22 protein-coding genes are annotated in these 25,566 nt (G+C 61.6%); 7 read left to right on the top strand and 15 right to left on the bottom strand.

The features are described from left to right. Window positions 1-26: 26 nt before the first annotated feature. The 5 genes from miaA to DK871_RS11245 are packed head-to-tail and all read right to left on the bottom strand — an operon-like array spanning window position 27 to window position 5,669. Complete coding sequence (gene miaA / locus DK871_RS11265) at window positions 27-998, bottom strand: tRNA (adenosine(37)-N6)-dimethylallyltransferase MiaA (protein ID WP_161905086.1); 972 nt, start codon at window positions 996-998, stop codon at window positions 27-29. Next, entirely contained in the window at window positions 998-2,914 is a 1,917-nt protein-coding gene (mutL, locus tag DK871_RS11260; protein WP_375139737.1) for a DNA mismatch repair endonuclease MutL, read from the bottom strand. Before mutL ends, miaA begins: the two co-directional genes overlap by 1 nt. Next, the gene (locus tag DK871_RS11255) at window positions 2,914-4,335 is read right to left on the bottom strand and encodes an N-acetylmuramoyl-L-alanine amidase (RefSeq protein WP_003188054.1); all 1,422 of its coding nucleotides are present in this window, start codon (window positions 4,333-4,335) and stop codon (window positions 2,914-2,916) included. The genes mutL and DK871_RS11255 overlap by 1 nt, the downstream gene beginning before the upstream one ends. A gap of 15 nt (window positions 4,336-4,350) precedes the next feature. Then, window positions 4,351-4,821, bottom strand: a complete 471-nt coding sequence (tsaE, locus tag DK871_RS11250) for a tRNA (adenosine(37)-N6)-threonylcarbamoyltransferase complex ATPase subunit type 1 TsaE (RefSeq protein ID WP_161905085.1) — start codon at window positions 4,819-4,821, stop codon at window positions 4,351-4,353. Further along, on the bottom strand, window positions 4,809-5,669 hold the full coding sequence (locus DK871_RS11245; protein ID WP_161905084.1) for an NAD(P)H-hydrate dehydratase: 861 nt from the start codon (window positions 5,667-5,669) through the stop codon (window positions 4,809-4,811). The genes tsaE and DK871_RS11245 overlap by 13 nt, the downstream gene beginning before the upstream one ends. Window positions 5,670-5,732: 63 nt before the next feature. Here DK871_RS11245 and queG point away from each other — a divergent pair, with 63 nt between their 5' ends. Then, on the top strand, window positions 5,733-6,797 hold the full coding sequence (queG, locus tag DK871_RS11240; protein WP_161905083.1) for a tRNA epoxyqueuosine(34) reductase QueG: 1,065 nt from the start codon (window positions 5,733-5,735) through the stop codon (window positions 6,795-6,797). Here the strand turns inward: queG and DK871_RS11235 are convergent. Both DK871_RS11235 and orn read right to left on the bottom strand, forming a co-directional pair. Beyond that, window positions 6,794-7,411 carry a trimeric intracellular cation channel family protein gene (locus tag DK871_RS11235; RefSeq protein WP_169913170.1) on the bottom strand — a complete coding sequence of 206 codons (618 nt, stop codon included), beginning with the start codon at window positions 7,409-7,411 and terminating at the stop codon, window positions 6,794-6,796. The two genes, queG and DK871_RS11235, sit on opposite strands and share 4 nt — an antisense overlap. 181 nt (window positions 7,412-7,592) lie before the next feature. Continuing rightward, window positions 7,593-8,135: an oligoribonuclease gene (gene orn, locus DK871_RS11230; protein ID WP_161905082.1), complete on the bottom strand. Its 543-nt coding sequence runs from the start codon at window positions 8,133-8,135 to the stop codon at window positions 7,593-7,595. Between the two features lie 108 nt (window positions 8,136-8,243). Here orn and rsgA point away from each other — a divergent pair, with 108 nt between their 5' ends. Then, window positions 8,244-9,275, top strand: coding sequence for a small ribosomal subunit biogenesis GTPase RsgA (gene rsgA, locus DK871_RS11225; protein ID WP_032893853.1), 1,032 nt, complete (start codon window positions 8,244-8,246; stop codon window positions 9,273-9,275). A gap of 286 nt (window positions 9,276-9,561) precedes the next feature. Then, window positions 9,562-9,957, top strand: coding sequence for a type II toxin-antitoxin system PemK/MazF family toxin (locus DK871_RS11220; RefSeq protein ID WP_161905081.1), 396 nt, complete (start codon window positions 9,562-9,564; stop codon window positions 9,955-9,957). 58 nt (window positions 9,958-10,015) lie between these two features. On the opposite strand, the gene motB is transcribed toward DK871_RS11220, so the two are convergent. Beyond that, entirely contained in the window at window positions 10,016-11,035 is a 1,020-nt protein-coding gene (motB, locus tag DK871_RS11215) for a flagellar motor protein MotB (protein ID WP_161905080.1), read from the bottom strand. Window positions 11,036-11,038: 3 nt separating this feature from the next. Beyond that, entirely contained in the window at window positions 11,039-11,890 is an 852-nt protein-coding gene (gene motA, locus DK871_RS11210) for a flagellar motor stator protein MotA (protein ID WP_003188041.1), read from the bottom strand. Between the two features lie 166 nt (window positions 11,891-12,056). On the opposite strand from motA, the gene DK871_RS11205 reads away from it, so the two are divergent. From DK871_RS11205 to asd, 3 genes are read left to right on the top strand one after another with little or no spacing between them, the layout of a single operon-like run. Then, a complete protein-coding gene (locus DK871_RS11205; RefSeq protein WP_161905079.1) occupies window positions 12,057-13,592 on the top strand; it encodes an HDOD domain-containing protein in 1,536 nt (511 codons plus the stop codon). 57 nt (window positions 13,593-13,649) lie between these two features. After that, window positions 13,650-14,465 (top strand): rhodanese-like domain-containing protein, encoded by an 816-nt coding sequence (locus tag DK871_RS11200; RefSeq protein WP_161905078.1) that lies wholly within the window; start codon window positions 13,650-13,652, stop codon window positions 14,463-14,465. Window positions 14,466-14,480: 15 nt separating this feature from the next. Beyond that, the gene (asd, locus tag DK871_RS11195; RefSeq protein ID WP_161905077.1) at window positions 14,481-15,341 is read left to right on the top strand and encodes an archaetidylserine decarboxylase; all 861 of its coding nucleotides are present in this window, start codon (window positions 14,481-14,483) and stop codon (window positions 15,339-15,341) included. A gap of 141 nt (window positions 15,342-15,482) precedes the next feature. On the opposite strand, the gene serB is transcribed toward asd, so the two are convergent. Continuing rightward, entirely contained in the window at window positions 15,483-16,697 is a 1,215-nt protein-coding gene (serB, locus tag DK871_RS11190; protein WP_161905076.1) for a phosphoserine phosphatase SerB, read from the bottom strand. A 133-nt stretch (window positions 16,698-16,830) separates the two neighbouring features. Between serB and DK871_RS11185 the strand changes: the two genes are divergently transcribed. Continuing rightward, entirely contained in the window at window positions 16,831-18,363 is a 1,533-nt protein-coding gene (locus DK871_RS11185) for a histidine kinase (RefSeq protein ID WP_161905075.1), read from the top strand. Window positions 18,364-18,536: 173 nt separating this feature from the next. On the opposite strand, the gene DK871_RS11180 is transcribed toward DK871_RS11185, so the two are convergent. The 5 genes from DK871_RS11180 to DK871_RS11160 all read right to left on the bottom strand — a co-directional run bounded on the left by DK871_RS11180 (window position 18,537) and on the right by DK871_RS11160 (window position 25,313). After that, window positions 18,537-19,250, bottom strand: a complete 714-nt coding sequence (locus tag DK871_RS11180) for a membrane integrity-associated transporter subunit PqiC (RefSeq protein WP_161905074.1) — start codon at window positions 19,248-19,250, stop codon at window positions 18,537-18,539. 173 nt (window positions 19,251-19,423) lie between these two features. Continuing rightward, the gene (gene parC, locus DK871_RS11175; protein ID WP_020301636.1) at window positions 19,424-21,688 is read right to left on the bottom strand and encodes a DNA topoisomerase IV subunit A; all 2,265 of its coding nucleotides are present in this window, start codon (window positions 21,686-21,688) and stop codon (window positions 19,424-19,426) included. A 70-nt stretch (window positions 21,689-21,758) separates the two neighbouring features. Continuing rightward, window positions 21,759-22,754, bottom strand: a complete 996-nt coding sequence (locus DK871_RS11170; RefSeq protein WP_161905073.1) for an esterase-like activity of phytase family protein — start codon at window positions 22,752-22,754, stop codon at window positions 21,759-21,761. Continuing rightward, window positions 22,754-24,658: a DNA topoisomerase IV subunit B gene (gene parE / locus DK871_RS11165; RefSeq protein ID WP_003188026.1), complete on the bottom strand. Its 1,905-nt coding sequence runs from the start codon at window positions 24,656-24,658 to the stop codon at window positions 22,754-22,756. The genes DK871_RS11170 and parE overlap by 1 nt, the downstream gene beginning before the upstream one ends. Window positions 24,659-24,704: 46 nt before the next feature. Beyond that, window positions 24,705-25,313, bottom strand: a complete 609-nt coding sequence (locus tag DK871_RS11160; RefSeq protein ID WP_161905072.1) for a YqiA/YcfP family alpha/beta fold hydrolase — start codon at window positions 25,311-25,313, stop codon at window positions 24,705-24,707. Between the last annotated feature and the right edge of the window lie 253 nt (window positions 25,314-25,566).

The raw sequence follows: 25,566 nt of genomic DNA, 5'->3' as shown, positions 1-25,566 counted from the left end.
CAAGGATAGACGGCAATTGCAAGGACTCAGCTCAATATGGAGACCGTTCCCAAGTATTTCAAGGCGCGTGACAGATTGTCGCTGTCCAGGCTGTCCAACCAGTGCAAATCGCTCCAGCTGCGCAGCCAGGTGAACTGGCGCTTCGCCAACTGGCGCGTGGCGATGATGCCGCGCTCCTGCATTTCGGCTGACGTCAGCTTGCCATCCAGATGATCCCAGACTTGGCGGTAGCCTACAGCACGTATCGAAGGCAGCCCTGCATGCAGGTCACCTCTTGAACGCAATGCTACGACCTCGTCCACAAACCCCTGTTCCAACATTAGTGTGAATCTTTGTGCAATTCGTTCATGCAGCACCTGGCGATCTGCCGGAGCGATGGCCAGATTCGCCACAGTATAGGGCAATTGTGACTGTCCAGATGCGTCTGCATCAGCACTTTGCGCACTTTGTTTCAGCCGATGTTCAGTCATGGTCTGGCCACTGACACGCCAGACTTCCAGCGCGCGGGTGAGCCGCTGAGGGTCATTGGGGTGAATACGTGCCGCAGACACCGGGTCTACCGCCGCCAACTGGTCGTGCAGGGCTTGCCAGCCAAGGCGCGCAGCCTCTTCTTCCAGTTCGGCGCGCACCTGAGCATCGGCAGGCGGCATATCGGCCAGGCCTTCCTGCAATGCCTTGTAGTAGAGCATGGTGCCGCCCACCAGCAGCGGGATATTGCCGCGCGCGGTGATCTCGGCCATGGCTGCCAGGGCGTCGGTGCGAAAATCCGCCGCCGAATAGCTCTGCGCCGGGTCGATGATGTCGATCAACTGGTGCGGATACTGGGCCAACAGCGCCTTCGACGGCTTGGCCGTACCGATATCCATGTCCCGGTAAACCAGGGCAGAGTCGACACTTATCAGCTCGCAAGGCAGCACCTTGGTCAGCTCGATGGCCAGGTCGGTCTTGCCGGCGGCCGTGGGGCCCATCAGGAAGATGGCGGGGGGCAAGGCGCTCATCAGCGGCCGCGCAAGAACAGTTTGTCCAGATCGTCCAGGCCCATCTGGGTCCAGGTCGGTCGGCCATGGTTGCATTGACCGCTGCGCTCGGTGTTTTCCATGTCGCGCAGCAGGCCGTTCATTTCCGGCAGGGCCAGGCGGCGGTTGGCGCGGATGGCGCCGTGGCAGGCCATGGTGCCAAGCAATTCGTTGATATGCGCCTGGATACGGTCACTGGTGCCGTACTCCATCAGGTCTGCCAGCACGTCGGCCACCAGGCGGTTGGCCTCGGCCTGCTTGAGCAGCGCGGGAATCTGGCGGATCGCCAGGGTTTCCGGGCCCAGCCGTTGCAACTCGAAGCCCAGCTTCTGGAACACGCTGTGATGTTCTTCTGCGCAGTCGGCTTCACGCTGGCTCACCGCCAGGGATTCGGGCACCAGCAGCGGCTGGCCGCTGAGGCCTTCGCTGGCCATGGCGATCTTCAGGCGCTCGTACATGATCCGCTCATGGGCGGCGTGCATGTCCACCACCACCAGGCCATGGGCGTTTTCGGCGAGGATATAAATGCCTTTGAGCTGCGCCAGGGCATAACCCAGCGGCGGAATATCACCGCCGCCTTCGGGCAACGCCACAGCAGCATCCGACTCAGCCCCCGGCAGCGGCGCGAAAAACTCACGATACGCCGCCTGGGCCTCGGCCACCGGCACCGTCGATTGCGGGCGCGGGGTGTATTGATACTGATAACCCGCACCGGCACCTGAATTTGGCGCGGTGTAGGCTGGCTGTGCCTGTGGCGATTGCAGCAAGTTGGCCGCCAGGCTCATCTCGCCCTGGGGGCCGAACTCGCCGGCTTCCGGACCGCTCGGCCGCACCACCGCCGTGACAATCGGCGCGGACAACTGATCATCCGGACGCACGTCGCCCAGGGCGCGGTGCAGCGTGCCGTAGAGGAAGTCATGCACCATGCGCCCGTCACGGAAGCGCACCTCGTGTTTGGTCGGGTGCACATTGACGTCGACCACCGAAGGGTCAACCTCAAAGAACAGCACAAAGGTGGGGTGGCGCCCGTTGAACAGCACATCGCGATAAGCCTGGCGTACCGCGTGGGCCACCAGTTTGTCGCGTACCGCCCGGCCATTCACAAAGAAATACTGCAAGTCGGCCTGGCTGCGGGAGAACGTCGGCAACCCGACCCAGCCCCACAGCCTCAGGCCATTGCGCTCGATCTCAATCGGCAACGCCTGCTCCAGGAAGCCGCTGCCACACACCGCCGCGACCCGCCGAGCACGCGCGGCGTCGTCGTTGGCTTCGTGCAGGCTGAGGATGGTCTTGCCATTGTGGCGCAAGTGAAAGGCCACATCGAAACGCGCCAAGGCCAGGCGCTTGATGACTTCTTGCAGGTGATCGAATTCGGTTTTTTCGGCCTTGAGGAACTTGCGCCGCGCCGGGGTATTGAAGAACAGGTCGCGCACTTCCACCGAGGTGCCCACTGGATGCGCCGCCGGCTGGACCCGAGGCGCCATGTCGCGGCCTTCGGTTTCCACTTGCCAGGCCTGCTCGGCGCTACGGGTGCGAGAGGTCAGGGTCAGGCGGGCCACGGAGCTGATGGAGGCCAGGGCCTCACCACGAAAGCCCAGGCTCATGACCCGCTCCAAGTCTTCCAGGTCGCGGATCTTGCTGGTGGCGTGACGGGCCAGGGCCAGGGGCAGGTCATCCGAAGAGATACCGCTGCCATCGTCACGTACCCGCAGCAGCTTGACGCCGCCCTGCTCCACATCGACATCGATGCGTTTGGCACCGGAGTCGATGCTGTTTTCCAGCAATTCCTTGATCACCGACGCCGGGCGTTCAACCACCTCACCCGCGGCGATCTGGTTGGCAAGGCGCGGGCTGAGCAATTCAATGCGCGAGCCGCTGTTCAAGGTGGACTCGCTCATTACTGCGCCGCCAATGAAGTGCCGGGGATGGTCAACACCTGGCCGATCTTCAACTCATCGGTCTTCAGGTTATTGGCGCTGCGCAAGGCTGCAGGCGTGACCTGGAAACGCACGGCCAGCATGGCAACGGTGTCACCGGGTTGCACACGATGGTCACGCGGGCCCTGGGCGATTTTGCCGGAGTCGCGCAGCCAGGCGATATAGGTGCCCGGCGGCGGGTTCTGCTGGAAGAACTGGCGCACACCGGCGCTGATCGAGCGCGCCAGCGCTTGCTGGTGGCTGGCGCTGGCCAGTTTCGACGCTTCGTTGGCGTTGGAGATAAACCCGGTTTCCACCAGGATCGACGGAATATCCGGCGACTTCAACACCATGAACCCGGCTTGTTCCACGCGCTGTTTATGCAGCGAGGTCACACGGCCGATATTGCTCAGGACTTTCTGGCCCACGTTGAGGCTGGAGGTCAGCGAGGCGGTCATCGACAGGTCGAGCAGTACGCCTGCGAGCATCTTGTCCTTGTCATCAAGGGAGACGTTGCCGGCGCCGCCGATCAAGTCGGAGCGGTTTTCACTGTCGGCCAGCCAGCGTGCGGTCTCGGAGGTAGCGCCGCGATCCGACAAGGCAAATACCGAGGCGCCAAAGGCAGCGGTTGAAGGCGCGGCGTCGGCGTGAATGGACACGAACAAGTCGGCGCCTTTCTTGCGGGCAATTTCGGTCCGGCCACGCAACGGAATAAAGTAGTCACCGGTGCGGGTCAGTTCGGCGCGGTAGCCTTTCATGCCGTTGACCTGGCGCTGCAGCTCACGGGCGATGGCGAGCACCACGTCTTTCTCGTGCTGGCCGCGTGAGCCGGATGCCCCCGGGTCTTCGCCACCGTGGCCAGCGTCGATCACCACGATGATGTCGCGCTTGCCTGCCGGGGCGGGCGGCGGCGGTGGCAGCTTGACCTGGGGTTGCGAAGGGTTGACCGGCACCGCAGGCACCGTTGCCACGCTCGGCGTTGGCGCAGGCGGCGGTGCGGCGTCGGCGGGGTTGTCGAACAGGTCGACCACCAGGCGGTTGCCGTACTGGGCGTTGGGGGCCAGGGAGAAGCTTTTGGGGGTCACAGCCTTTTTCAGGTCGATGACTACACGCAGGTCGGTCGGCGTACGCTGGGCCGAGCGCATGGCGGTAATGGGCGTGTTGGCGGTGGAGACTTTCAGCGGCGCGGCCAGGCTGGCACCGTTGATGTCGATCACCAGGCGATCAGGCGCCGTCAAGGTAAAGACGCTGTGCTGGACCGGGCCAGACAGGTCGAACACCAGTCGCGTGTTATCCGGCGCTCGCCACAGGCGAACACTTTTCACCTGTGAAGCAGCCAGAGCATTGACAGTCATTGCCGCAAGCAACACCCCCACGACAGCAACCAACGCGCGAAAGCGCATACCTAACCCCACCAATTATTTGAATTCCAATGCCAGAGCAGCACACCACGACTCAGCGCGTGGGCTCTGGGGCAACAACTTCAGCTGACGTCCGTGCTCATGCGGCGTAATGGTAATGGTCAGGTCCGGCTTTGGCAAAAAGCCTGTGCCTTTATTTGGCCACTCGATCAGGCATAACGCATCCTCGTCGAAGTAATCACGGATGCCCATGAACTCCAGTTCTTCCGGATCGGCCAGGCGATAGAGGTCGAAGTGGAAGGCTCGCACATCCCCAATCTCGTAGGGCTCGACAAGCGTGAACGTCGGGCTTTTTACTGCGCCCGCGTGGCCCAGCCCCCGAATGATCCCCCGGGACAGTGTGGTTTTGCCTGCGCCCAGGTCGCCCTCGAGAAAGATCAACCCGGCCCCTTGGGTGACCTGCGAAATACGCTGGCCCAACGCGACCATGGCCTCTTCATCTGCCAAAAAAAGAATTACTTCAGGCACGGCGACTGCTCCTCCAGCAATTGACGAATGGCGGGGATCAGGTCGCTGGCGGCCAAGCCGCGACCAAAACTGCCCTGGCGGTCTCCGGCGGTCGCGTGCAACCACACGGCCAGGCAGCTCGCTTCGTACGCGGGCATACCCTGAGCCAATAGTGCGCCGACCAGACCGGCCAAGACATCACCGAGCCCCGCCGTCGCCATCGCTGGGTGGCCTTGATCACACCGTGACACACGCCCATCCGGGCTGGCAATCAAACTGCCAGCACCCTTGAGGATAGCCACTGCATTGAACTTCTGGCTCAACGCGCGCGCCACCTTAAGGCGATCAGCCTGAACCTCGGCTGTCGATAGCCCCAACAAACGCGCAGCTTCGCCCGGATGAGGGGTAATCACACAGTTGGCCGGCAGCTCGACGCTGCCAGTGGCCAGTTGATTGAGCGCATCGGCATCCCACACCTGCGGCTGGCGGGCATTGGCCGCGACCGACAACAGGCTTTTGCCCCAGGCGGCATCGCCCAGGCCAGGACCAATGACGATCACCGAGATTTTTTCCAGCAGGCCCACCAACTGGTTGGCCGAGCTCACGCCGACGGCCATGACCTCCGGCAGCCGAGCCAGAGCGGCCGGCACATGTTCCGGCCGCGTCGCCAGCGAGACCATGCCGGCGCCGCTGCGCAGGGCACTTTCGGTACTCAGCAGCGCCGCGCCGCCAAAGCCACGGTCACCACCGATGACCAGCAGGTGGCCGAATTGGCCCTTATGGGCGTCCGGGGAGCGCGCAGCCAGTTGCGGCAAATGGCCGGGCAACAACAGCTGAACGTCGGTAATTGGGTGTTTTGTCTGAGGCATGCGTCTTCAAGCTCCGATGTCTGGCAGAATTATACGCATCTAACCTGTGGTTTCCCGTGTCTCATGCCTGCTATTACCTCCGATCTGCCCGCCCTCGCTCAATCGATCAAAGACTGGGGCCGCGAGCTGGGCTTTCAACAAGTGGGCATCAGCGGCCTCGACCTGGCTGAGCATGAACAGCACCTGCAACGCTGGCTCGACGCGGGTTACCACGGCGAGATGGAGTACATGGGCGCCCACGGCAGCAAACGCTCGCACCCGGACGAGCTGGTGCCCGGTACCTTGCGCGTGGTGTCACTGCGCATGGATTACCTGCCTGGCGACACCCACATGGCGCAATTGCTGGCCCAGCGAGAAAAAGCCTACATCTCGCGCTACGCCCTGGGCCGCGATTACCACAAGCTGATCCGCAAGCGCGTGCAGCAGCTGGCCGACCGCATCCAGGCGCAAATCGGGCCGTTCGGCTTTCGCGCCTTTGTCGACAGCGCGCCGGTCCTGGAAAAAGCCATCGCCGAACAAGCGGGCCTGGGCTGGATCGGTAAAAACACCCTGGTTCTCAACCGCAAGGCCGGCAGTTATTTCTTTTTGAGCGAACTGTTTGTCGATTTGCCGTTGCCGGTGGACCCACCCCACACTACCGAACACTGTGGCCGTTGCACGGCGTGCCTGGACATCTGCCCTACCAACGCCTTCGTCGGCCCTTACGTGCTGGACGCGCGACGTTGCATTTCCTACCTGACCATCGAACTCAAGAGCGCCATCCCCGAAGACCTGCGCCCACTGATCGGCAACCGGGTATTTGGCTGCGATGACTGTCAGATCGTTTGCCCGTGGAATCGTTTCGCCCGATCCACCGCCGAAAGCGATTTCAAGCCACGGCACAATCTGGATAACGCTGAACTGGCCGAATTGTTTATGTGGGACGAGGATAAATTTCTCAGCAGCACCGAAGGCTCACCCTTGCGCCGCGCCGGTTACGAACGCTGGTTACGCAACCTGGCGGTGGGCCTGGGCAATGCGCCCTCCAGCATTCCGGTGTTGGAAGCCTTGAAGGCGCGGCGGGACTACCCGTCTGAGTTGGTGCGCGAACACGTGGAGTGGGCGCTGGAGCAACACGCGGCCCGCTAGTGTACGTCGTCGTTGTAGACGAACTTGGGCATTTCCCAGTGAAAACGGATCGCCAGCAAGCGCAATAAAAAGCCGCTGAACAGCGTCAGCAGAATCGCTTGCTCGCTGGGCAGCTCCAGGTAAAGACACAGCAGGTAGAACCACGCGGCCAGGAAAGACACGCTGGCATATAGCTCGCGGCGGAAGATCAGCGGGATGTCGTTACAGAAGATATCCCGCAGGATGCCGCCGAATACCCCGGTGATGACCCCGCTGACCGACGCCACCAACATACCGTGGCCCATTTCCAGGGCGGTCATGCAGCCGATTAGGGTGAACGCTACCAACCCCACCGCATCCAGCGCCAGGAACAGCGAGCGCAGGTGGCGCATCAGCGGTGCGATAAAGATCGTCACCAGCGCCGCAACAGAGGTCAGCACCAGGTACTCCGGGTGCTTGACCCAGGTCAGCGGGTAGTGGCCGAGCAACACATCGCGCACCGAACCGCCGCCCAAGGCCGTCACGCAAGCGATCAGCACCACGCCAAACCAGTCCATGCCACGCCGACCCGCGGACAGGGCGCCAGTCATGGCTTCGGCGGTGATGGCGACGAGGTAGAGCATCAGCAACATGATGGCGATCCTGACAGAGAGGCCGGCAGTCTAATCATTTGCCGAGGGCACCAAAAGGGGGCGCTTGGCGATAAACCGCGTCGCCTGCATCGCAGGCAAGCCAGCTCCCACACTTTGATTTGCGAATGCAGTCAAATGTGGGAGCTGGCTTGCCTGCGACGGCGCATTCACTGGCGCCGCAGAATCAAGCCTTGATGAAATGCTTGCGGTAATGCTGCAACTCGGCAATCGACTCGCGAATATCATCCAGCGCCAGGTGCGTGCTGCCTTTATGGAAGCTGTCTTTGACTTCCGGCGCCCAACGCGCAGCCAGTTCCTTCAAGGTCGACACGTCGAGGTTGCGGTAGTGGAAGTAGCTTTCCAGTCCCTTCATGTGCGTATAAAGGAAGCGACGGTCCTGGCAGATGCTGTTGCCGCAGATCGGCGACTTGCCCTTGGGCACCCATTTTCCCAGAAAGGCGATGGTTTCAGCCTCGGCTTCGGCCATGCTGATGCGGCTGTCGCGCACGCGCTGGGTCAGCCCGGAGTTACCGTGGGTGCGGGTGTTCCACTCGTCCATGGTGGCGAGCACAGCGTCGCTGTGGTGGATGGCGATCACTGGGCCTTCGGCCAAGGTGTTGAGGTTGCTGTCGGTGACAATGGTCGCCATCTCGATGATGACGTCGGTGTCGGGGTTCAGACCGGTCATTTCCAGATCGATCCAAATCAGGTTCTGTGGGTTTTGCATGGCTTGATTCTCTTGGCACCTTGGCGTAGCCGGGCAGTTTAGCAGGCGGGGGCGTGCTAGACTCGCGACCGTTTTACCCAACTTTTGCATTATCGACACGGAACACCAATGGCCAAACGCCAGCTCAACCGTCGCCAAAACTGGCGCATCGAAAAGATTCAAGGTGAACGCGCCGCCCGCGCCGCCAAACGTGAATCCTCCGCCGTGGAAGCGCTCGAGGGCGGCGACCTGGGCCCCGAACAAACGGGCCTGGTGATCGCGCACTTTGGTGTGCAGGTCGAAGTCGAGGCGCTCGAAGGCGAACTCGCAGGCCAGGTGTTCCGTTGCCACTTGCGCGCCAACCTACCTGCACTGGTCACCGGCGACAAGGTGGTGTGGCGTGCCGGCAACCAGGGCATCGGCGTCATCGTCGCCCAGTTGCCGCGCAGCACCGAACTGCGCCGCCCCGACAGCCGTGGGCAGCTCAAGCCGGTGGCGGCCAACGTCGACATGATCGTGATCGTGTTCGCGCCGCTGCCCGAGCCCCATGCCAACCTGATCGACCGCTACCTGGTCGCGGCTGAGCATGCTGGTATCCGCCCGTTGCTGCTGCTGAACAAATTCGACCTGATCGACGAGCAGAACGCCCCGGCGCTCAATGCGTTGCTGGCGGTCTACCGCACCCTGGGCTACCCGGTTCTGGAAGTGTCGGCCCATCACGGCAACGGCATGGAACAGCTGCAACAGCAATTGAACGGGCGCATCAGCGTGTTCGTCGGCCAGTCAGGCGTGGGCAAGTCGTCGCTGGTCAACAGCTTGTTGCCGGAAGTCGAAACCCGCGTGGGCCCGCTGTCGGAACTGTCCGGCCAGGGCACCCACACCACCACCACCGCGCGGTTGTTCCACTTCCCGGGCGGCGGCGAGTTGATCGACTCGCCGGGTATTCGTGAGTTCGGCCTGGGCCACGTCAGCCGCAGCGATGTGGAAGCAGGCTTCATCGAGTTCAACGACCTGATCGGCACCTGCCGCTTCCGCGACTGCAAACACGACCGCGAGCCGGGTTGTGCGCTGCTCAAGGCACTGGAAGATGGGCGCGTGCAGCAGCAGCGGATGAACAGCTATCGGTCGATTATTGCGAGCTTGCCTGAGAGCAGTTATTGACGGTCAATTTCTTGATACACATAAACCAGGGTGCTGAACGCCCTAGCCCATTGATTTAACAGGAGCGGGCATCAAGAGTCCGGATCAACTGGGTGGCTCATACACACAAGCCAGCTTGTATTCAGATTTCCTGATGCCCATAATTGCTCCGTCACCAGCGAAAGCTGGCAGGAGTCTGGATCCTTTTCGGGGTTGATCCAGCGGCGCAGAAGGGGCGAAGCAAGCTCCGCTGCGTGTCGAATGAAGCCGCCTTCGGGCGGCTTTGCTTTTTGTGGGGAATTAACATTTGGCTCTCTACTATCACCCCAAACAAGGCGACGTTTTGCTGTGTGACTTCACCCGAGGCTTTGTCGCCCCGGAAATGCTGAAGATCCGCAAGGTTGTCGTGATATCGCCTACCGCGACCCACAATCGCAAGCTCTGCACCGTGGTGCCAATCTCCTCTACTGCACCAGCGACCCAATACGACTGGCGCCATTTGCTACGCACCAATCCACTTCAGTCCGATGGTTATAAAGAGCTATGGGTGAAGTGCGACATGATTTATACCGTCAGCTTTGAGCGCCTCGACAAGTTGCATAGAAAGACTCGCACCAAAGGTCGGGAGTACTTCGTACCGCGCCTGTGCGCCGACGACATGCGAGGCGTAGTCAGTAGTGTCAAAGCGTACCTCCCACTTTGAACACAAATAAAAACGCCCCGAATGATCGGGGCGTTTACGTTTCCAGCGTATAGATCAACTATGACCTTGGTGCAGGCGCCGTAGGATCCTTGACGCCCCCATCATCAAACAGGTTCAGCTTCTGGCGCAGCTCATGGGCCGGCAGCGGCTCCTGCTCCGACGGTAGGGCGTTGGGGTCGGCCGGCACTTCGCCAGGCGCGCCCTCGCCCTGGGTCGGTGCCGGTGGCGGTGGTTGATCGCCTTCAATCGCACGCTGGGCTTTTTTGGTCAGCACCACGATGTCGATACGGCGGTTGACCGGGTTGAACGGGTCTTTGGGATCAAACAGCTGCGAGGAGGCAAAGCCCACCACGCGTGCCACTTGCGGGTCCGGGTAGCTGCCGGCTACCAGCGCACGCCGGGCGGCGTTGGCGCGGTTGGCCGAGAGTTCCCAGTTGCCGAAATCGCCCTGGCCCGCGTAGGGCTTGGCGTCGGTATGCCCGCTGATGCTGATCTTGTTCGGCACCGCCTTGATGGTGTCAGCCATGGCCAGCAGGATGTCTTCAAAGTACGGCTTCAAGCGCGCACTGCCAGAGTCGAACATCGGCCGGTTGGCCGCATCGGTAATCTGGATGCGCAGCCCCTCGGGGGTGATTTCGAAGGAAATCTGGTCCTTGAACTTCAGCAACTGTGGGTTTTCTTCAACCTTGTTCTGCAATTCCTGCAGCAACAGTTCCAGACGCTCCTGTTCGACCTGCTCGGCCATGGACTCGACAGTGTCGCGCTCAATCGGGATTTTTTCCTGGGGCGACTCCGTTTGCACTTCAGGGTTGATGGTGCGCTCGGGCGCCAGTTCCGGCGAGCCGCCCAGGTCAATGACAAACGGCGTGCCGCTTTCCGAAAAGCCAATCGGGTCCTTGAAGTAGCCGGCGATGGCGATCTTCTGTTCTGGCGTAGCGGTGGACATCAGCCACAGCACCAGGAAGAACGCCATCATCGCCGTGGCAAAGTCGGCGAAGGCGATTTTCCAGGCACCGCCATGGTGCCCCGCAGCGAAGCGCTTGACGCGCTTGATGATGATCGGCTGGTTGTTTTCCATGGCTTAGCGACCGCGAACCGCTTGTTCCAGCTCGGAGAAACTCGGGCGATGTTTCGGGTACAACACCTTGCGCCCGAACTCCACGGCCAGCGACGGCGGCATGCCCGACGCCGAGGCCACCAGGCACGCCTTGATCGCTTCGTAGAGGTTGATCTCTTCCTTGGCATCGTGGGCCAGGGAAGTGGCAAGCGGGCCGAAGAAACCGTAGGCGGCAAGAATACCGAAGAAGGTCCCCACCAGCGCCGCACCTACGTGCATGCCGATGGCCGCCTGATCGCCCTCGCCCAGGGACGCCATGGTCACCACGATACCCAGTACCGCCGCGACAATACCAAAACCGGGCATGCCGTCGGCGATGCCGGTCACGGCGTGGGAAGGATGCTCCAGCTCTTCCTTGAGGCTGAACAGCTCCATGTCGAACAGGCCTTCCAGCTCGTGGGGTGCCATGTTGCCGGAGGACATGATGCGCAGGTAATCGCAGATATACGCGGTCATGCGCTCGTCTTTGAGCACGGCCGGGTACTTGGCAAAAATCGGGCTGGCCGCGGCGTCTTCGATATCCCCTTCGATCGCCATCATGCCTTCGCGGCGGCTCTTGTTGAGGATCTCGTAGATCAGCCCCAGCACTTCCAGATAAAACGTGTGGGAGAAGCGCGAGCTGAACATGCCCAGGGACTTCTTGACCACGTGCATGGTCATATAGCCTGGGTTGGCCTGCAAAAATGCGCCGAACGCGGCACCGCCGATAATCAGCACTTCGAAAGGCTGGATCAGTGCGGCGATTTTACCGTGGGAGAGGACGTACCCTCCGAGCACACTTGCGATGACGACAATGATGCCGATAATTTTAGCCATAGGAGAGGGGTACTTGCGCCGTCGGGTTCATGGACATAGGGGGTGTTGCACAAAACTCTTGTTCTACTTATCGGCAAAACTGCGCCAGACTATAGCCCGTTAAGGCGAAAAGCCAATTCGGCCCGTTCCGGGCGTGTTGAACGCAAGTGATGATCGCGCCCCAATCATGGCAATTGAAACGACAGTCCCAACGAACCGCCCTACTACCCTCGCCGCTTGGATCAAGTGCCTGGACGACGTGCTGCTGCCTGTGCCCCAGGCCAGCCATGAACGCGTGTGCAAAGCCATTCGCGATAGCCGCAGGTCATTGCGAGATATTGCTGAGCTGATGCACAACAGCCCGGCCCTGGTGTTGAGCGTGATGCGCGAAGCCAACAGCCAAGCCCACGGCAGCCTGGCCGAACCTGCGGAAAACCTTGAAGTCGCGCTTAACCGCCTTGGCCTCAAACGTGCCGAGGAGTTGTTGGCGCGCCTGCCTTCGGTACCCGCTCAGGAAATCCCGGTGGCCTTGCGTCAGCTGTTGCTGATCAGCCAGCACGCATCCCAGCAAGCCAACGGTTTGTTCGGCAGTCGCCTGGCGCGGTTGTGGCAGGACATCCACTGGGGCAGCCTGTTGTTTTTGTCGCCGCTGTGGCCGATGGCCGTCGCCTACCCCAAGCTCCTGGAAGAATGGGAGTTGCGGGTGATCCATAAAGGCCAATCGGCGCGCCAGGTCGAGCAACAGCTGTTCGGCGTGCGTTTGCTCGACCTGTGCCTGGGCTTGACCGAAGCCTGGCACCTGCCGATCTGGGTTTCACAGGGCTACAAGTTGCTGCTGGCCGAGCAACGCCTGCTGGTCAAGGCGCTGCACATTGCCCGTCAAGACGATGCCCTGCGTCACCAGCAATTGCTCGATGCCGAGCCCAACCTGCGACGCTGGCTGAACCAGCCGGCCAATACCGTGTTGCTGGCCAATGGCCTGGCGATGTCGGCCCAGGAATCCTGGACCTGCCCGCACACCGAGCGCTGGCAATACCTGACGGCGCTGTACCTGCAAACGCCGTTGAGCGATGTGCAACAGCAAGCCCACCAGCAAGCGGTGACCAGCGCTCGTACCACCTTGATGCCCGACCTCTGGCACCCGGCGCTGTCGCTGATCTGGCCGTGGCATGTGCAGAAAGTCCATCGCGGCTTGCTGCCTGCACCGCCTCCGACTGCCGAAGCCTTGGCCGTGTGGCGCACGCGTTGCACCGAGTTGCTGGTGGAACCGAGCCGCTTTGCCAACGCCATGCACCTGACCACTTGCGCCAAGGAAGCCCTGGTGGCCAGTGGCATGCAGCGGGTACTGATATTCATGGCCGATCGCGCCTTGAGCACCTTGCGTGTGCACCAGGCCGACGGCCTGCCCAAGGACGCGGCCCACCTGAGCCTGGATGTGGTCAACAGCACATTGCTGCAACGCCTGCTGGAAAAGTCCGCCCAGGTACGCCTGAACCCCGACAACCATGCGCAGTTTTTCGCCTTGCTGCCACCGATCCTGCGTCGCCTGTTTGTCGGCGAGCACCTGCTGTTGCGCTCACTGAGCTGCAACGGCCGGGTGGTCATGCTGATCGTGGCGGACCAGGGCGGCGGGCCGTTCTCGGAAACCACCGTGCAAGCGTTCGGCAAAACCGCCCAATGCATCGAGAAAGCCCTGCACAGCTTTACCAACCGCAGCGCCTGATGCTTGCGCTACAATCACCGGCCTTTATCGCCAACATTTGTGCCCAGGAGACCTCACATGCCTGACTTCTCTGGCTTGCCGCTGGTGATCGAATCCGCCGACCTGTTGAGTCGCCTCGATTCCAAGCACTTGATACTGGTGGACCTCACCAGTGTCGCCCGCTACGCCGAAGGGCATATCCCCGGCGCGCATTTCGTTGACCCCAAGCGCACCCAACTGGGCCAGCCACCCGCACCCGGCCTGCTGCCGAGCAAGGCCGACCTGGAAAAACTGTTCGGCGAATTGGGCCACACCCCGGACGCCACCTATGTGGTCTATGACGACGAAGGCGGCGGTTGGGCCGGGCGTTTTATCTGGATGCTCGACGTGATCGGCCACCAGAAATACCACTACCTCGACGGCGGCCTGCTGGCATGGCTGGAGGAAGGCCACGCGCTTTCCACCGATGCGCCCCCAGCCGCCCGCGGCCCGGTCAGCCTCACGCTGCACGACGGCCCTACCGCCACCCGTGAATACCTGCAAAGCCGTCTCGGCGCAGCCGACTTGGGGATCTGGGACGCCCGTGGCCCGCTGGAGTATTCCGGCGAGAAAGTGCTCGCAGCCAAGGGCGGCCACATTCCCGGCGCGGTGAACTTCGAATGGACCGCCGGCATGGACAAGGCGCGCAACCTGCGTATCCGCCGTGACATGCCGCAAATCCTCGAAGACCTCGGGCTGACCAAAGACAAAGAAATCATCACCCACTGCCAGACTCACCACCGCTCTGGCTTCACCTACCTGGTGGCCAAGGCGCTCGGTTATCCGCGAGTCAAAGGTTATGCCGGTTCCTGGGGCGAATGGGGCAACCACCCCGACACCCCCGTTGAGATTTAAGGTTTAAGGACAGTTATGAAAAAGCAGTTGTTTATCCTCAGCCAGTACTTGCTGCCGCACCACTTGCTGTCGCGCCTGGCCGGCTGTATCGCCGAGTGCCGCGTGCGCTGGTTCAAAAACGCCTTCACTGCCTGGTTCGCCAAGCGCTATCAGGTGGACATGTCCCAGGCCCTGGTGGAAGACCTGAGCGCCTACGAGCACTTCAACGCCTTCTTCACCCGCGCGTTGAAAGACGGTGCCCGCCCGCTGGATCCAACCCCAGGCGCAGTGCTGAGCCCCGCCGATGGCGCGGTCAGCCAACTGGGCCCGATCGAACATGGCCGTATCTTCCAGGCCAAAGGCCACAGCTTCAGCGTGCTGGAACTGCTCGGTGGCGATGCGGCAATGGCTGCGCCGTTCATGGGCGGCGAGTTCGCGACTATTTACCTGTCGCCCAAGGACTACCACCGGGTGCACATGCCATTAGCCGGTACCCTGCGCGAGATGGTGTATGTGCCGGGTCGGATTTTCTCGGTCAACCAGACCACCGCCGAAAACGTGCCGGAGCTGTTCGCCCGTAACGAGCGTGTTGTCTGCTTGTTCGACACCGAACGCGGGCCGATGGCCGTGGTGTTGGTGGGTGCGATGATCGTTGCGTCGATTGAAACCGTGTGGGCAGGCTTGGTGACGCCGCCCAAGCGCGAGCTGAAAACCTTCCGCTACGACGAAACCGCCCGCGCGCCGATTCATCTGGAAAAAGGTGCGGAACTGGGTCGTTTCAAACTGGGATCGACCGCCATCGTGCTGTTCGGGCCGGACCAGGTGAAGTGGGCTGAAGAACTGACAGCGGGTACACCGGTGCAGATGGGCCAGGGTATCGCCGCTGCTAAAGCCTGATATTACTGGTGAGATCGTATGTGGGAGCCGGGCTTGCCCGCGATAGCGGCAGTTCAGTCAATGATGTGTTGACTGACACTCCGCCATCGCGGGCAAGCCCGGCTCCCACATTTTTGCCTGTATTTCTACAGTGAGATCGGCTTATAGCTGGCCGTCGCGGTCACGCAAGCCCAGCAGGTACAGCACGCCATCCAACCCCAAGGTCGAAATCGCCTGCTTGGCCGATTGCTTGACCAACGGCTTGGCACGGAACGCCACGCCCAACCCGGCAATCGCCAGCATCGGTAGGTCATTGGCGCCGTCGCCGACCGCAATGGTCTGCTCCAGGCGCAAGCCTTCCTTGTGCGCCAATTCCTTGAGCAGGTCGGCCTTGCGTTGCGCGTCGACAATCGGCTCTACCGCCACGCCAGTCACTTTGCCATCCACCACTTCCAACTCGTTGGCAAATACATAGTCAATGCCCAGCTTGGCCTGCAACTGCTTGGCGAAGTAAGTGAAGCCGCCGGACAGGATGGCGGTCTTGTAGCCCAGGCGCTTGAGTTCGGCGAACAGGGTTTCGGCGCCTTCCGTCAGGCGTAGCGACGCGCCGATCGAATCCAGCACGCCCACGTCCAGGCCCTTGAGCAGCGCCAGACGCTCCTTGAAGCTGGCGCGAAAATCCAGCTCGCCGGCCATCGCCCGCTCGGTAATCTCAGAAACTTGCTCGCCCACGCCGGCCGCCTTGGCCAGCTCATCGATGACTTCGGCTTCGATCAAGGTGGAGTCCATATCGAACACCGCCAGGCGGCGGTTGCGACGGAACAGGGAGTCTTCCTGGAAGGCGATATCGACATTCAGTTCCTGGGCCACGCTCAGGAAGTCGGCGCGCAGCGCTTGCGCGTCAGCCGGCTCACCGCGTACGGAGAACTCGATGCAGCCCTTGCCCTTGTCGGCCGGAGTGTCCAATGGCATGCGACCCGACAGACGGTCGATATGGTCGATATTCAATCCGTACTGCGCGGTAATGGAGCTGACGCGCTGCAACTGCTCAGCCGTGACCTTGCGGGTCAACAGGGTGACGATGTGGCGCTTTTTGCCCTGGCCTTCGACCCAGTGCTGGTAATCGACTTCGGACACCGGGGTGAAACGTACCTGTTGATCGAGCTTATACGCCGTAAACAGGATGTCCTTGAGTACCGAGGAGGCCTGTTCGGTGCTGGGGATTTCCACCAGGATGCCAAACGACAAGGTGTCGTGGATCACCGCCTGGCCGATGTCGAGAATGTTCACACCACCCTGGGCCAAGACGCCGGTAATGGCTGCGGTGAGACCCGGTCGGTCTTCACCCGTGATGTTGATCAGGACAATTTCGCGCAAAGCGCACCCCCAGGCTGGAAAAAAACCGCATTCTACCCACTTTCAGTGACCATCGGGCACAGCCAGCGCTTTGCCGGCCATGGGCCTGTCGCTATACTGCGCGTCAACTTCACGGACCAAGAGCCGAGCGCAAGTGAACCGGCCCACGCCAGTAAAAACCGATAACTTCTTCCTGCTGATCTTCCGGGCACTGCGCCATCGCCGTGTACCGATTGCATTGCGCATCGCCAGCCATAACGTGATCCTGGTCGCTCTGGCCCTGGTGATCTACGCCTGCGTGATGGGTTTGCAGTTCAAGCAGGCCATGCACGAGCAAGCTGATGCCCTGGGCGCAAGCCTGACAACCCAGACCGCCACTTCGGCGACTGAGTTGCTGGTGTCCAACGACATCCTCAGCCTCAACGTGTTGCTCAACAACCTGACCAAGAACCCGCTGGTGGCCCATGCCGCTATCTATAGCGTGGACAACCGGATCATGGCCGAGGCCGGGCAGCGCCCGAAAAACGGCCTGCTCGGTGAGGCCGAAGGCCTGTACCAGAGCAATATTACGTTCCAGGACGTGAAGGCCGGCCAACTGCGTATCAGCCTTGATATGCAACAGTTCCAGCAGCCGATGACCATCAGCCTGCAGAGCATGGGCATCCTGAGTGCGATCCTGCTGGCTTTGGCCCTGGCCCTGAGCCTGCGCCTGGGCCGGCATATCTCCACGCCGTTGATGCAACTGCGCATCTGGCTGCGGGATATCGACGAACACACCCCGGCTACCGATCGCCAGGATGAAATCGGCGACCTCGCGCGCCAGCTCCACGCCAGCTTTGCCCCGGAGCCGAAAGCGCCTGAAGTCGAGCCCGAGCCTGAGTACGACGACGCCGAGGACTATACCGACGAGCCTGAGTTTGAAGTGCGCGACCTGCGCGACCCAGGCTTCGACGAAAGCGCCCCGGTGGCCGGCCTCAAGCCTGCGCCGCGCCATGTGATCAAGGCCGAGGAAGATGAACTGGACGACGAAGACCCGTTCGCCGACCTGCGCGACACCTCGGCAGCCGCCCCGGTCGCGGCACCGAAACCGGTTGTGGTCAAGAACGCCGAGCCGCAGCACAGTGCCGTACTCGCCGTGCAACTGGGTGCCCAGGAGCAACTGCGCCGCCTGCCCCGTGCCCGCCTGACCGAACTGCTCGAACGCTACCGTGACTGCCTTGACCAGGCCGCCTCGCTCTACCAGAGCGAACTGCATACCCTGAACGATGGCAGCACGTTGATGCTGTTCCACAGCGAGGACAGCGGCGAAGACTATCTGACCAATGCCATCTGCTGCGGCGAGCTGTTGCGCGCCCTGGGCCATGCCCTACAGATCGAAGTGGCCGACAGCGGCATTACCCTGCAACTGCAGCTGGGCCTAACCGTGGGTGACGACCTGTTTGGCATGAGCCAGATCGACCTGCTGCTCACTGAAATAGCCCAGGATGCCCTGGCCCTGTCCCAGCACAGCCGCAACCTGCTGTTGGTGGAGCGCAAGATCAGCGAAGACACACTGATCCGCCAACGCGCGCGTATCCGCCCGATTGCCAGCCCTGAAGGGGCCAGCTGTGTGGAGCGATTGATGGAGCCGTATCCGTCGATGTTGGAACGGCAGTTGGCGCGGATGCACGAGACCCGTAAGCCCTGAGGCTAAGGCTTTTTGTAGGAGCGAGCTTGCTCGCGAAAAACTTAACGACGCCGCGTTTATTCAGCAAGCACACGTTATCGTTGACGCTTTTCGCGAGCAAGCTCGCTCCTACACAACAGCCCAACAAAAAGGCCCGCTTATTCAGCGGGCCTTTTGTTTGTACGCGATTCAGATCAGAACCTGAACACTTCCAAGTCCGTGCGAATCGGCGTGGCCATCGGCATCTTCGGTTTTTCCGGGGCCGCAGGCTTGGCCTGGGCCGGGGCCTGTTTACGCGGCTGCGCTTCGGCAATCGGCGGCTGGTTGGCCAATGGCTTGAGCGCCACCGACAACTGCTGGGCCAAGTGCTGCAACAGCACACCCTGGGCCTGGACCTGGGACGCGGTGGTGCCTGCATGTTCTTCCTGCAGGTGCACAATGCGGTTGTCCCGCACTTGCCCGCGACGGTCGATCAGGCGCCACTGTGCATCCAGGATCGCCGGTTGCGACTTGCCGGAGTCCAGCCGCGTAATGGTCAGCAGCACCTGTACATCCGGGGTGAACCCGGAGGGTCCCGGTGCCAGGACCACACGCTGGCTGTCTAGCTGGCCGGCGACCTGACGCAACATCAACTGGTTGATATCCGACGACAGGCTACCGGCCCAACGACCATCCGTGGAACCTTGCAGGCTGCCGTCGCTCTGACGTTGAAGCAGGGTTTCGCGTTGCAGGTAATCGGCAACGACTACCGGCCCCAGCAATACAGCCATGCCAGCGGTTTGAGCTGGCTGAGCCGGACTTCCGCTGTCCAGCTGGTACAGCGACACCGGTTGATGTGTGCTGCAACCCGCTAGCCCCAAAAGGCCAGCGAGCATCAAAAATAGAGGAAGGCGTGGAGCAGTCATCATCCCATCCAAGTGGCTGCCACAAGGCGAACCACAATGTAATACTAAAAATAACCTGAACACGCTCGGCCACGCCGGCGCTGGAAAGGCCATATCATCCGTGAATATGCGCCATGACTCCAGCGCGAAAGCATCGATCTACGCGTTAAATCGTAGATCGAGGCCTCTAGTACCGCTTAAACCGGCGTCTCGACCAGCAAGGCATCCACTCGCTGGAAGCCTCGTGGCAGTTTGTTACCTCGCCGGCCACGCTCACCCTTGTAGTGTTCAAGGTCGTCAGGGCGCAATGACAACGTGCGCTTGCCGGCCTGGAGCACCAGGGTAGAGCCTTCCGGGACCACGGCGATGTCAGTCACATACTCCTCGCGACTGGCCACCCGGTCCCCGGGAATCCCGATAATCTTGTTGCCTTTACCCTTGCCCAACTGCGGCAAGTCGCTGATCTTGAACACCAGCAAGCGCCCTTCGGTGGTCACCGACGCCAGCCAATTGCTTTCACGATCCTCCACCGGCCTTGGCAAAATCACCTTGGCGTTGTTCGGCAGGCTCAACAGCGCCTTGCCCGCCTTGTTCTTGGCCTGCAGGTCTTCGCCCTTGACCACGAAACCGTAACCGGCGTCGGAGGCGATGACATACAGCGAATCGTCATCCGGCAACAGCACGCACTCGAAATTCGCCCCCGGTGGCGGCGTAAGGCGCCCGGTCAACGGCTCGCCCTGCCCCCGTGCAGACGGCAGGGTGTGGGCCGGCACCGAATAACTACGCCCGGTCGAGTCGATAAACACCGCGAACTGATTGGAACGCCCGGCGGCAGCGGTCTTGAAGCCATCACCAGCTTTGTACGAAAGGCCGGTGGCGTCAATATCATGCCCTTTGGCGGAGCGAACCCAACCCTTTTCCGACAGAACGACGGTAATTTTCTCGTTGGGCAACAGCTCGGTTTCGGTCAGGGCCTTGGCTTCAGCACGCTCGACGATAGGCGAGCGACGGTCATCGCCATAGGTTTCGGCGTCTTTGATCAGTTCGCTACGCACCAGCTTCTTGAGCTTGGCTTCGCTGCCCAGCAGGGCTTGCAGCTTGGCTTGTTCCTTGAGTAGCGCATCCTGCTCGTCGCGCAGCTTCATTTCTTCCAGGCGTGCCAACTGACGCAAGCGGGTGTCGAGGATGTAGTCAGCCTGGATTTCGCTCAGCTCGAAACGCGCGATCAGCTCGGCCTTCGGGTGCTCGGCGGTACGGATGATATGGATCACTTCATCCAGGTTGAGGTAGGCGATCAGCAAACCGTCCAACAGGTGCAAGCGGCGCTCAACCTTGTCGAGGCGGAATTGCAGGCGGCGGCGCACGGTCTGCACGCGGAATTCCAGCCATTCCACCAGCAGATTGCGCAGGTTCTTCAACTGCGGCTTGCCGTCCAGGCCGATGATGTTGACGTTGACCCGGTAGCTGGACTCCAGGTCGGTGCTGGCAAACAAGTGCTGCATCAGCACTTCATGATCCACCCGGCTGTTGGTCGGGATGATCACGATGCGGCACGGGTTCTCGTGGTCGGACTCGTCACGCAGGTCGGCCACTTGCGGCAACTTCGACGGCTTGGCCTGCATCAACGCGGCGATTTGCTCCAGCACCTTGGCACCCGATACCTGGTGCGGCAGCGCGGTCACAATAATGTCGCCGTCTTCGATGTGGTACACGGCGCGCATACGCACCGAGCCCTTGCCCGTTTCGTACATCTTCAGCAGGTCGGCGCGCGGCGTGATGATTTCTGCTTCGGTCGGGTAATCCGGGCCCTGGATATGCTCGCAGAGCTGCTCGACCGTAGCCTTGGGCTCATCGAGCAAGCGCACGCAGGCGGTGGCGACTTCGCGCAGGTTGTGCGGCGGCACGTCGGTGGCCATGCCGACTGCAATACCGGTGGTGCCATTGAGGAGGATATTCGGCAAACGCGCCGGCAACACCAGGGGTTCGTCAAGGGTGCCGTCAAAGTTCGGCCCCCAGTCGGCAGTGCCCTGGCCCAGCTCGCTGAGCAGCACTTCGGAATAACGCGACAACCGCGCCTCGGTGTAACGCATGGCGGCGAAGGATTTGGGGTCATCCGGGGCACCCCAGTTACCCTGGCCGTCTACTAACGTATAGCGGTAGCTGAACGGCTGGGCCATCAACACCATGGCTTCATAGCACGCCGAATCGCCGTGGGGGTGGAATTTACCCAGCACGTCACCGACGGTACGCGCCGACTTTTTGTGCTTGGAATCAGCGTCCAGGCCCAACTCACTCATGGCGTAGATGATGCGCCGTTGCACGGGTTTCAGGCCGTCGCCGATATGCGGCAAGGCACGGTCCATGATCACGTACATGGAGTAGTTGAGGTAGGCATTTTCGGTGAATTCAGCCAGCGACCGGCGTTCTACGCCATCTAAACTGTCTGCGAGGATGTCACTCATGCGGGCCTCATCATGGGGTAAGGCGCAGCGGAACTGCCGCTGCGCTGATTCAATTCAAAAAAATCTCGACTCATGGCTGGGCACTCCAGCCGCCGTCCGGGGCGGCGAAACGATAGACCATCGGACGCTTTTCACCATCGGCACGCGGGCCGAAATTGTTGTCGATGCCGACCCAGGCACCGTCGGCATCCACCAACAGGGCTTCAGCCAGGCCATACGACTGCGGGTAACGTCGCTGCGGCGTCAGGGCTTCGTCGGCAAACGACCAGCACCGCTCAACCTTGGCCGTGAGCGGGTCGCGCCGGCAGATCTGGAACGCATTGCGCTCCAGGGTAAACAGCTTGCCGTTGAACAGCGACAAGTCGGCAAAGTCCTTGGACACGGCCTTGGCGTTGGGGAACTGTGCCGGTTGCACTTCCTGGCCGGCCTCGCTCAACAATACACAACGGCCATCGCAATCCCATACGCTCTGCCCACGCTTGATCGAGACCAGGCCACGTCGCTCGCGCTCGGCAGCCAGCCAGATCTGGTTGCCTTCCGGGTTGACCGCCAGGCCCTCGAACAAGGCATTAAAGTGCAGCAACATGCCACTGGCCCTAGCTTCACGCACCATGCCCGGAGCGATTTTCAACCATTCGGGCGCACCCGCCGCCGGCACCTGCAGTACTGCGGCATGGGCTTCGCTGACAATGTAGCGGTTGCCTGCGGCATCACAGCTGATGCCTTCAAAGTCCAGGTCGCCACCGCGTATGAACGAAGCGGCCTTGGTGCGCGAACGCAAGCCCCAAGGCAGGCCGGACTCGGGCACGGGCGGCACGTCGATCTTCAGCGCCTCGGCGCTCCAGGTCGGCGCACGGGTATCCAGGCGGTAGATCTGGTCGTCATCGCGGTCCGAAACCGTCCACAGCTCGTTGCCACACAACGCCAGGCCCGACAGGTTCCCACCGCGCATGCCATCAACCGGGTGTTCCGAGACCAGCTTGAGCTCTGCCACGCTGGCTGCGGCCACCGGGGTGACCGCCAGCCCGCTCAATATCAGGATCGCCAGGGCGAAGCCTGTGCGCATCAGCCCAGCACCTCGGCCAGGTTGCCTTTGGATTCCAGCCAGGTCTTGCGGTCGCCCGCGCGTTTCTTCGCCAGCAGCATGTCCATCATTTCCGAGGTGGCGGCGAAGTCTTCCAGGGTCAACTGCACCAGGCGCCGGGTGTTGGGGTCCATGGTGGTTTCGCGCAGTTGCGGCGGGTTCATTTCACCCAGGCCCTTGAATCGCGTGACCTGTGGCTTGCCGCGTTTCTTCTCGGCCACCAGGCGATCGAGGATGCCATCGCGCTCGGCTTCGTCCAGGGCGTAGAAAATTTCCTTGCCCAGGTCGATGCGGTACAGCGGCGGCATGGCGACGTAGACGTGACCGGCATCCACCAACGGGCGGAAATGCTGGACGAACAACGCGCACAGCAAGGTAGCAATGTGCAGGCCGTCGGAGTCGGCGTCGGCGAGGATGCAGATCTTGCCGTAGCGCAACTGGCTCATGTCTGCCGCGCCTGGATCGACACCGATGGCCACGGCGATGTTGTGCACTTCCTGACTGGCGAGCACTTCGCTGCCATCGACTTCCCAGGTGTTGAGGATCTTGCCGCGCAGCGGCAGGATCGCCTGGAATTCCTTGTCCCGCGCCTGTTTGGCGGAACCGCCGGCGGAGTCACCCTCCACCAGGAACAGCTCGGAACGCATCGGGTCTTGCCCGGCGCAATCGGCCAGTTTGCCCGGCAGTGCCGGGCCCTGGGTGATGCGCTTGCGCTCGACCTTCTTGCTGGCTTTCAAGCGACGGCCGGCGTTGTTGATCGCCAGCTCCGCCAGGGCCAGGCCCAGCTCGGGGTGCTCGTTGAGCCACAGGCTGAACGCGTCCTTGACCACACCCGAGACAAACGCCGCCGCCTCGCGGGACGACAGGCGCTCTTTGGTCTGGCCGGAGAATTGCGGTTCCTGCATCTTCATCGACAACACGAACGCGATGCGCTCCCACACGTCTTCCGGCGCCAGCTTCACGCCGCGCGGCAACAGGCTGCGGTATTCGCAGAATTCACGCATGGCATCCAGCAAGCCTTGGCGCAAACCGTTGACGTGGGTACCGCCCTGGGCCGTGGGGATCAGGTTGACGTAGCTTTCCTGCACGCTGTCGCCACCTTCGGGCAACCACAGCAGCGCCCAGTCCACCGCTTCTTTATTACCCGACAGGCTGCCGCAGAACGGCTCGTTGGGCAGACGTTCGAAGTCGCTGACCGAATCTTCCAGATAAGAGCGCAGGCCGTCTTCGTAGTGCCACTCGACCTTCTCGCCGGTGCCTTTGTCTTCAAAGCTGACCAGCAGGCCCGGACACAGCACAGCCTTGGCCTTGAGCACGTGCTTGAGGCGGCTGATGGAGAATTTGGGCGAATCGAAATACTTGGGGTCCGGCGCAAAGTACACGCTGGTGCCGGTGTTGCGCTTGCCCACGGTGCCGATCACTTCCAGGTCGGTGGCTTTGTAGCCATCGGCGAAGGTCATCTGGTACTCGTTGCCGTCGCGCTTGACCTTGACCCGCACCAGGGTCGACAGGGCGTTGACCACGGAAATACCCACGCCGTGCAAACCGCCGGAGAACTGGTAGTTCTTGTTGGAGAACTTGCCGCCGGCGTGCAGCTTGGTAAGGATCAGCTCGACGCCCGGCACCCCCTCTTCGGGGTGAATGTCCACCGGCATGCCACGACCGTCGTCGGACACTTCCAGGGAATGGTCGGCGTGAAGGATGACTTGCACCGACTTGGCGTGCCCGGCCAAGGCTTCGTCGACGCTGTTGTCGATGACTTCCTGGGCAAGGTGGTTCGGCCGACTGGTGTCGGTGTACATGCCGGGGCGTTTGCGCACCGGGTCGAGGCCCGAGAGGACTTCGATGGCGTCGGCGTTATAAGAGCTAGCGCTGGGAGTGGCCATGGGGTCTCGTCGTGAGTCGTTCGATTAAAAAGTGACCTGCGATTTTCTACAGTGACGAAAAATCGAAGGATTGAAACTGATCTGCGCCAATACCGGCAAAGCACAACAGTGCCGGCAATTGCTGGGCGAACCCTTGGTAACCGTGGTCGCCACCGGCCTGGATGCGCAAGGCACAGGCCCGGTAATACTGTTGGGCCAGGCGATAATCCAGGGTTTCGTCCCCGGTCTGCAACCACACCTGATAACGCGCAGCATCCTGGGGAGCCGGTACTTCCAGCTCGGCCAGCGCCGTGACGTGGTCCTGTGTCAATTCCCAGCTCTCATCGGTGTAGAGGTTCTTCTGGGTACCCAGGTAACCGTCGAACATCCGATGGGGGCTGACCGCCGGGTTGACCAGCAGCGCCTTGAGACCATGGCGTTCGGCAAGATGGGTTGCATAGTAGCCGCCGAGTGAGCTGCCGACCAGCAGTGGCCGGCCCAGTTGCGCAATCGCTTGCTCCAATTGAAGAATCGCCTGACGAGGGTGGTGATGCAGCGCCGGTACACGTAGCTGGTCGGACAGGCCGAGGGCATCCATCACAGTGGTCAACTGGCTGGCCTTGTTGGAAGCCGGCGCACTGTTGAAACCGTGGATATACAGGATCGAAGCGGACATGCCGGGCTCTCCGTGCTGGGGCCAAAGAGGCGCAGTTTACAGGGAATGCAGGCAGAAGCGGACCCAATGTGGAAGCTGGCTTGCCTGCGATGGCGGCGATTCAGTCAACGAGTCAGCGCCAGGTACACCGTCATCGCAGCATAGGTATCTACACAACTTTGTGGGCTGTAGCAGCAGACGGTAACCACGATGCGAAGCGAGTCGCTCTTGATCTTGATCTGCTTTTGATCTTAGGCGCCCCGTCAAACCACGC

It is taken from the genome of Pseudomonas sp. L13 (assembly GCF_009935965.1).
GTDB lineage: Bacteria > Pseudomonadota > Gammaproteobacteria > Pseudomonadales > Pseudomonadaceae > Aquipseudomonas > Aquipseudomonas lactis.
Note: the sequence above shows the minus strand (reverse complement) of the source record. Positions and strands in the feature narration are given on the sequence as shown.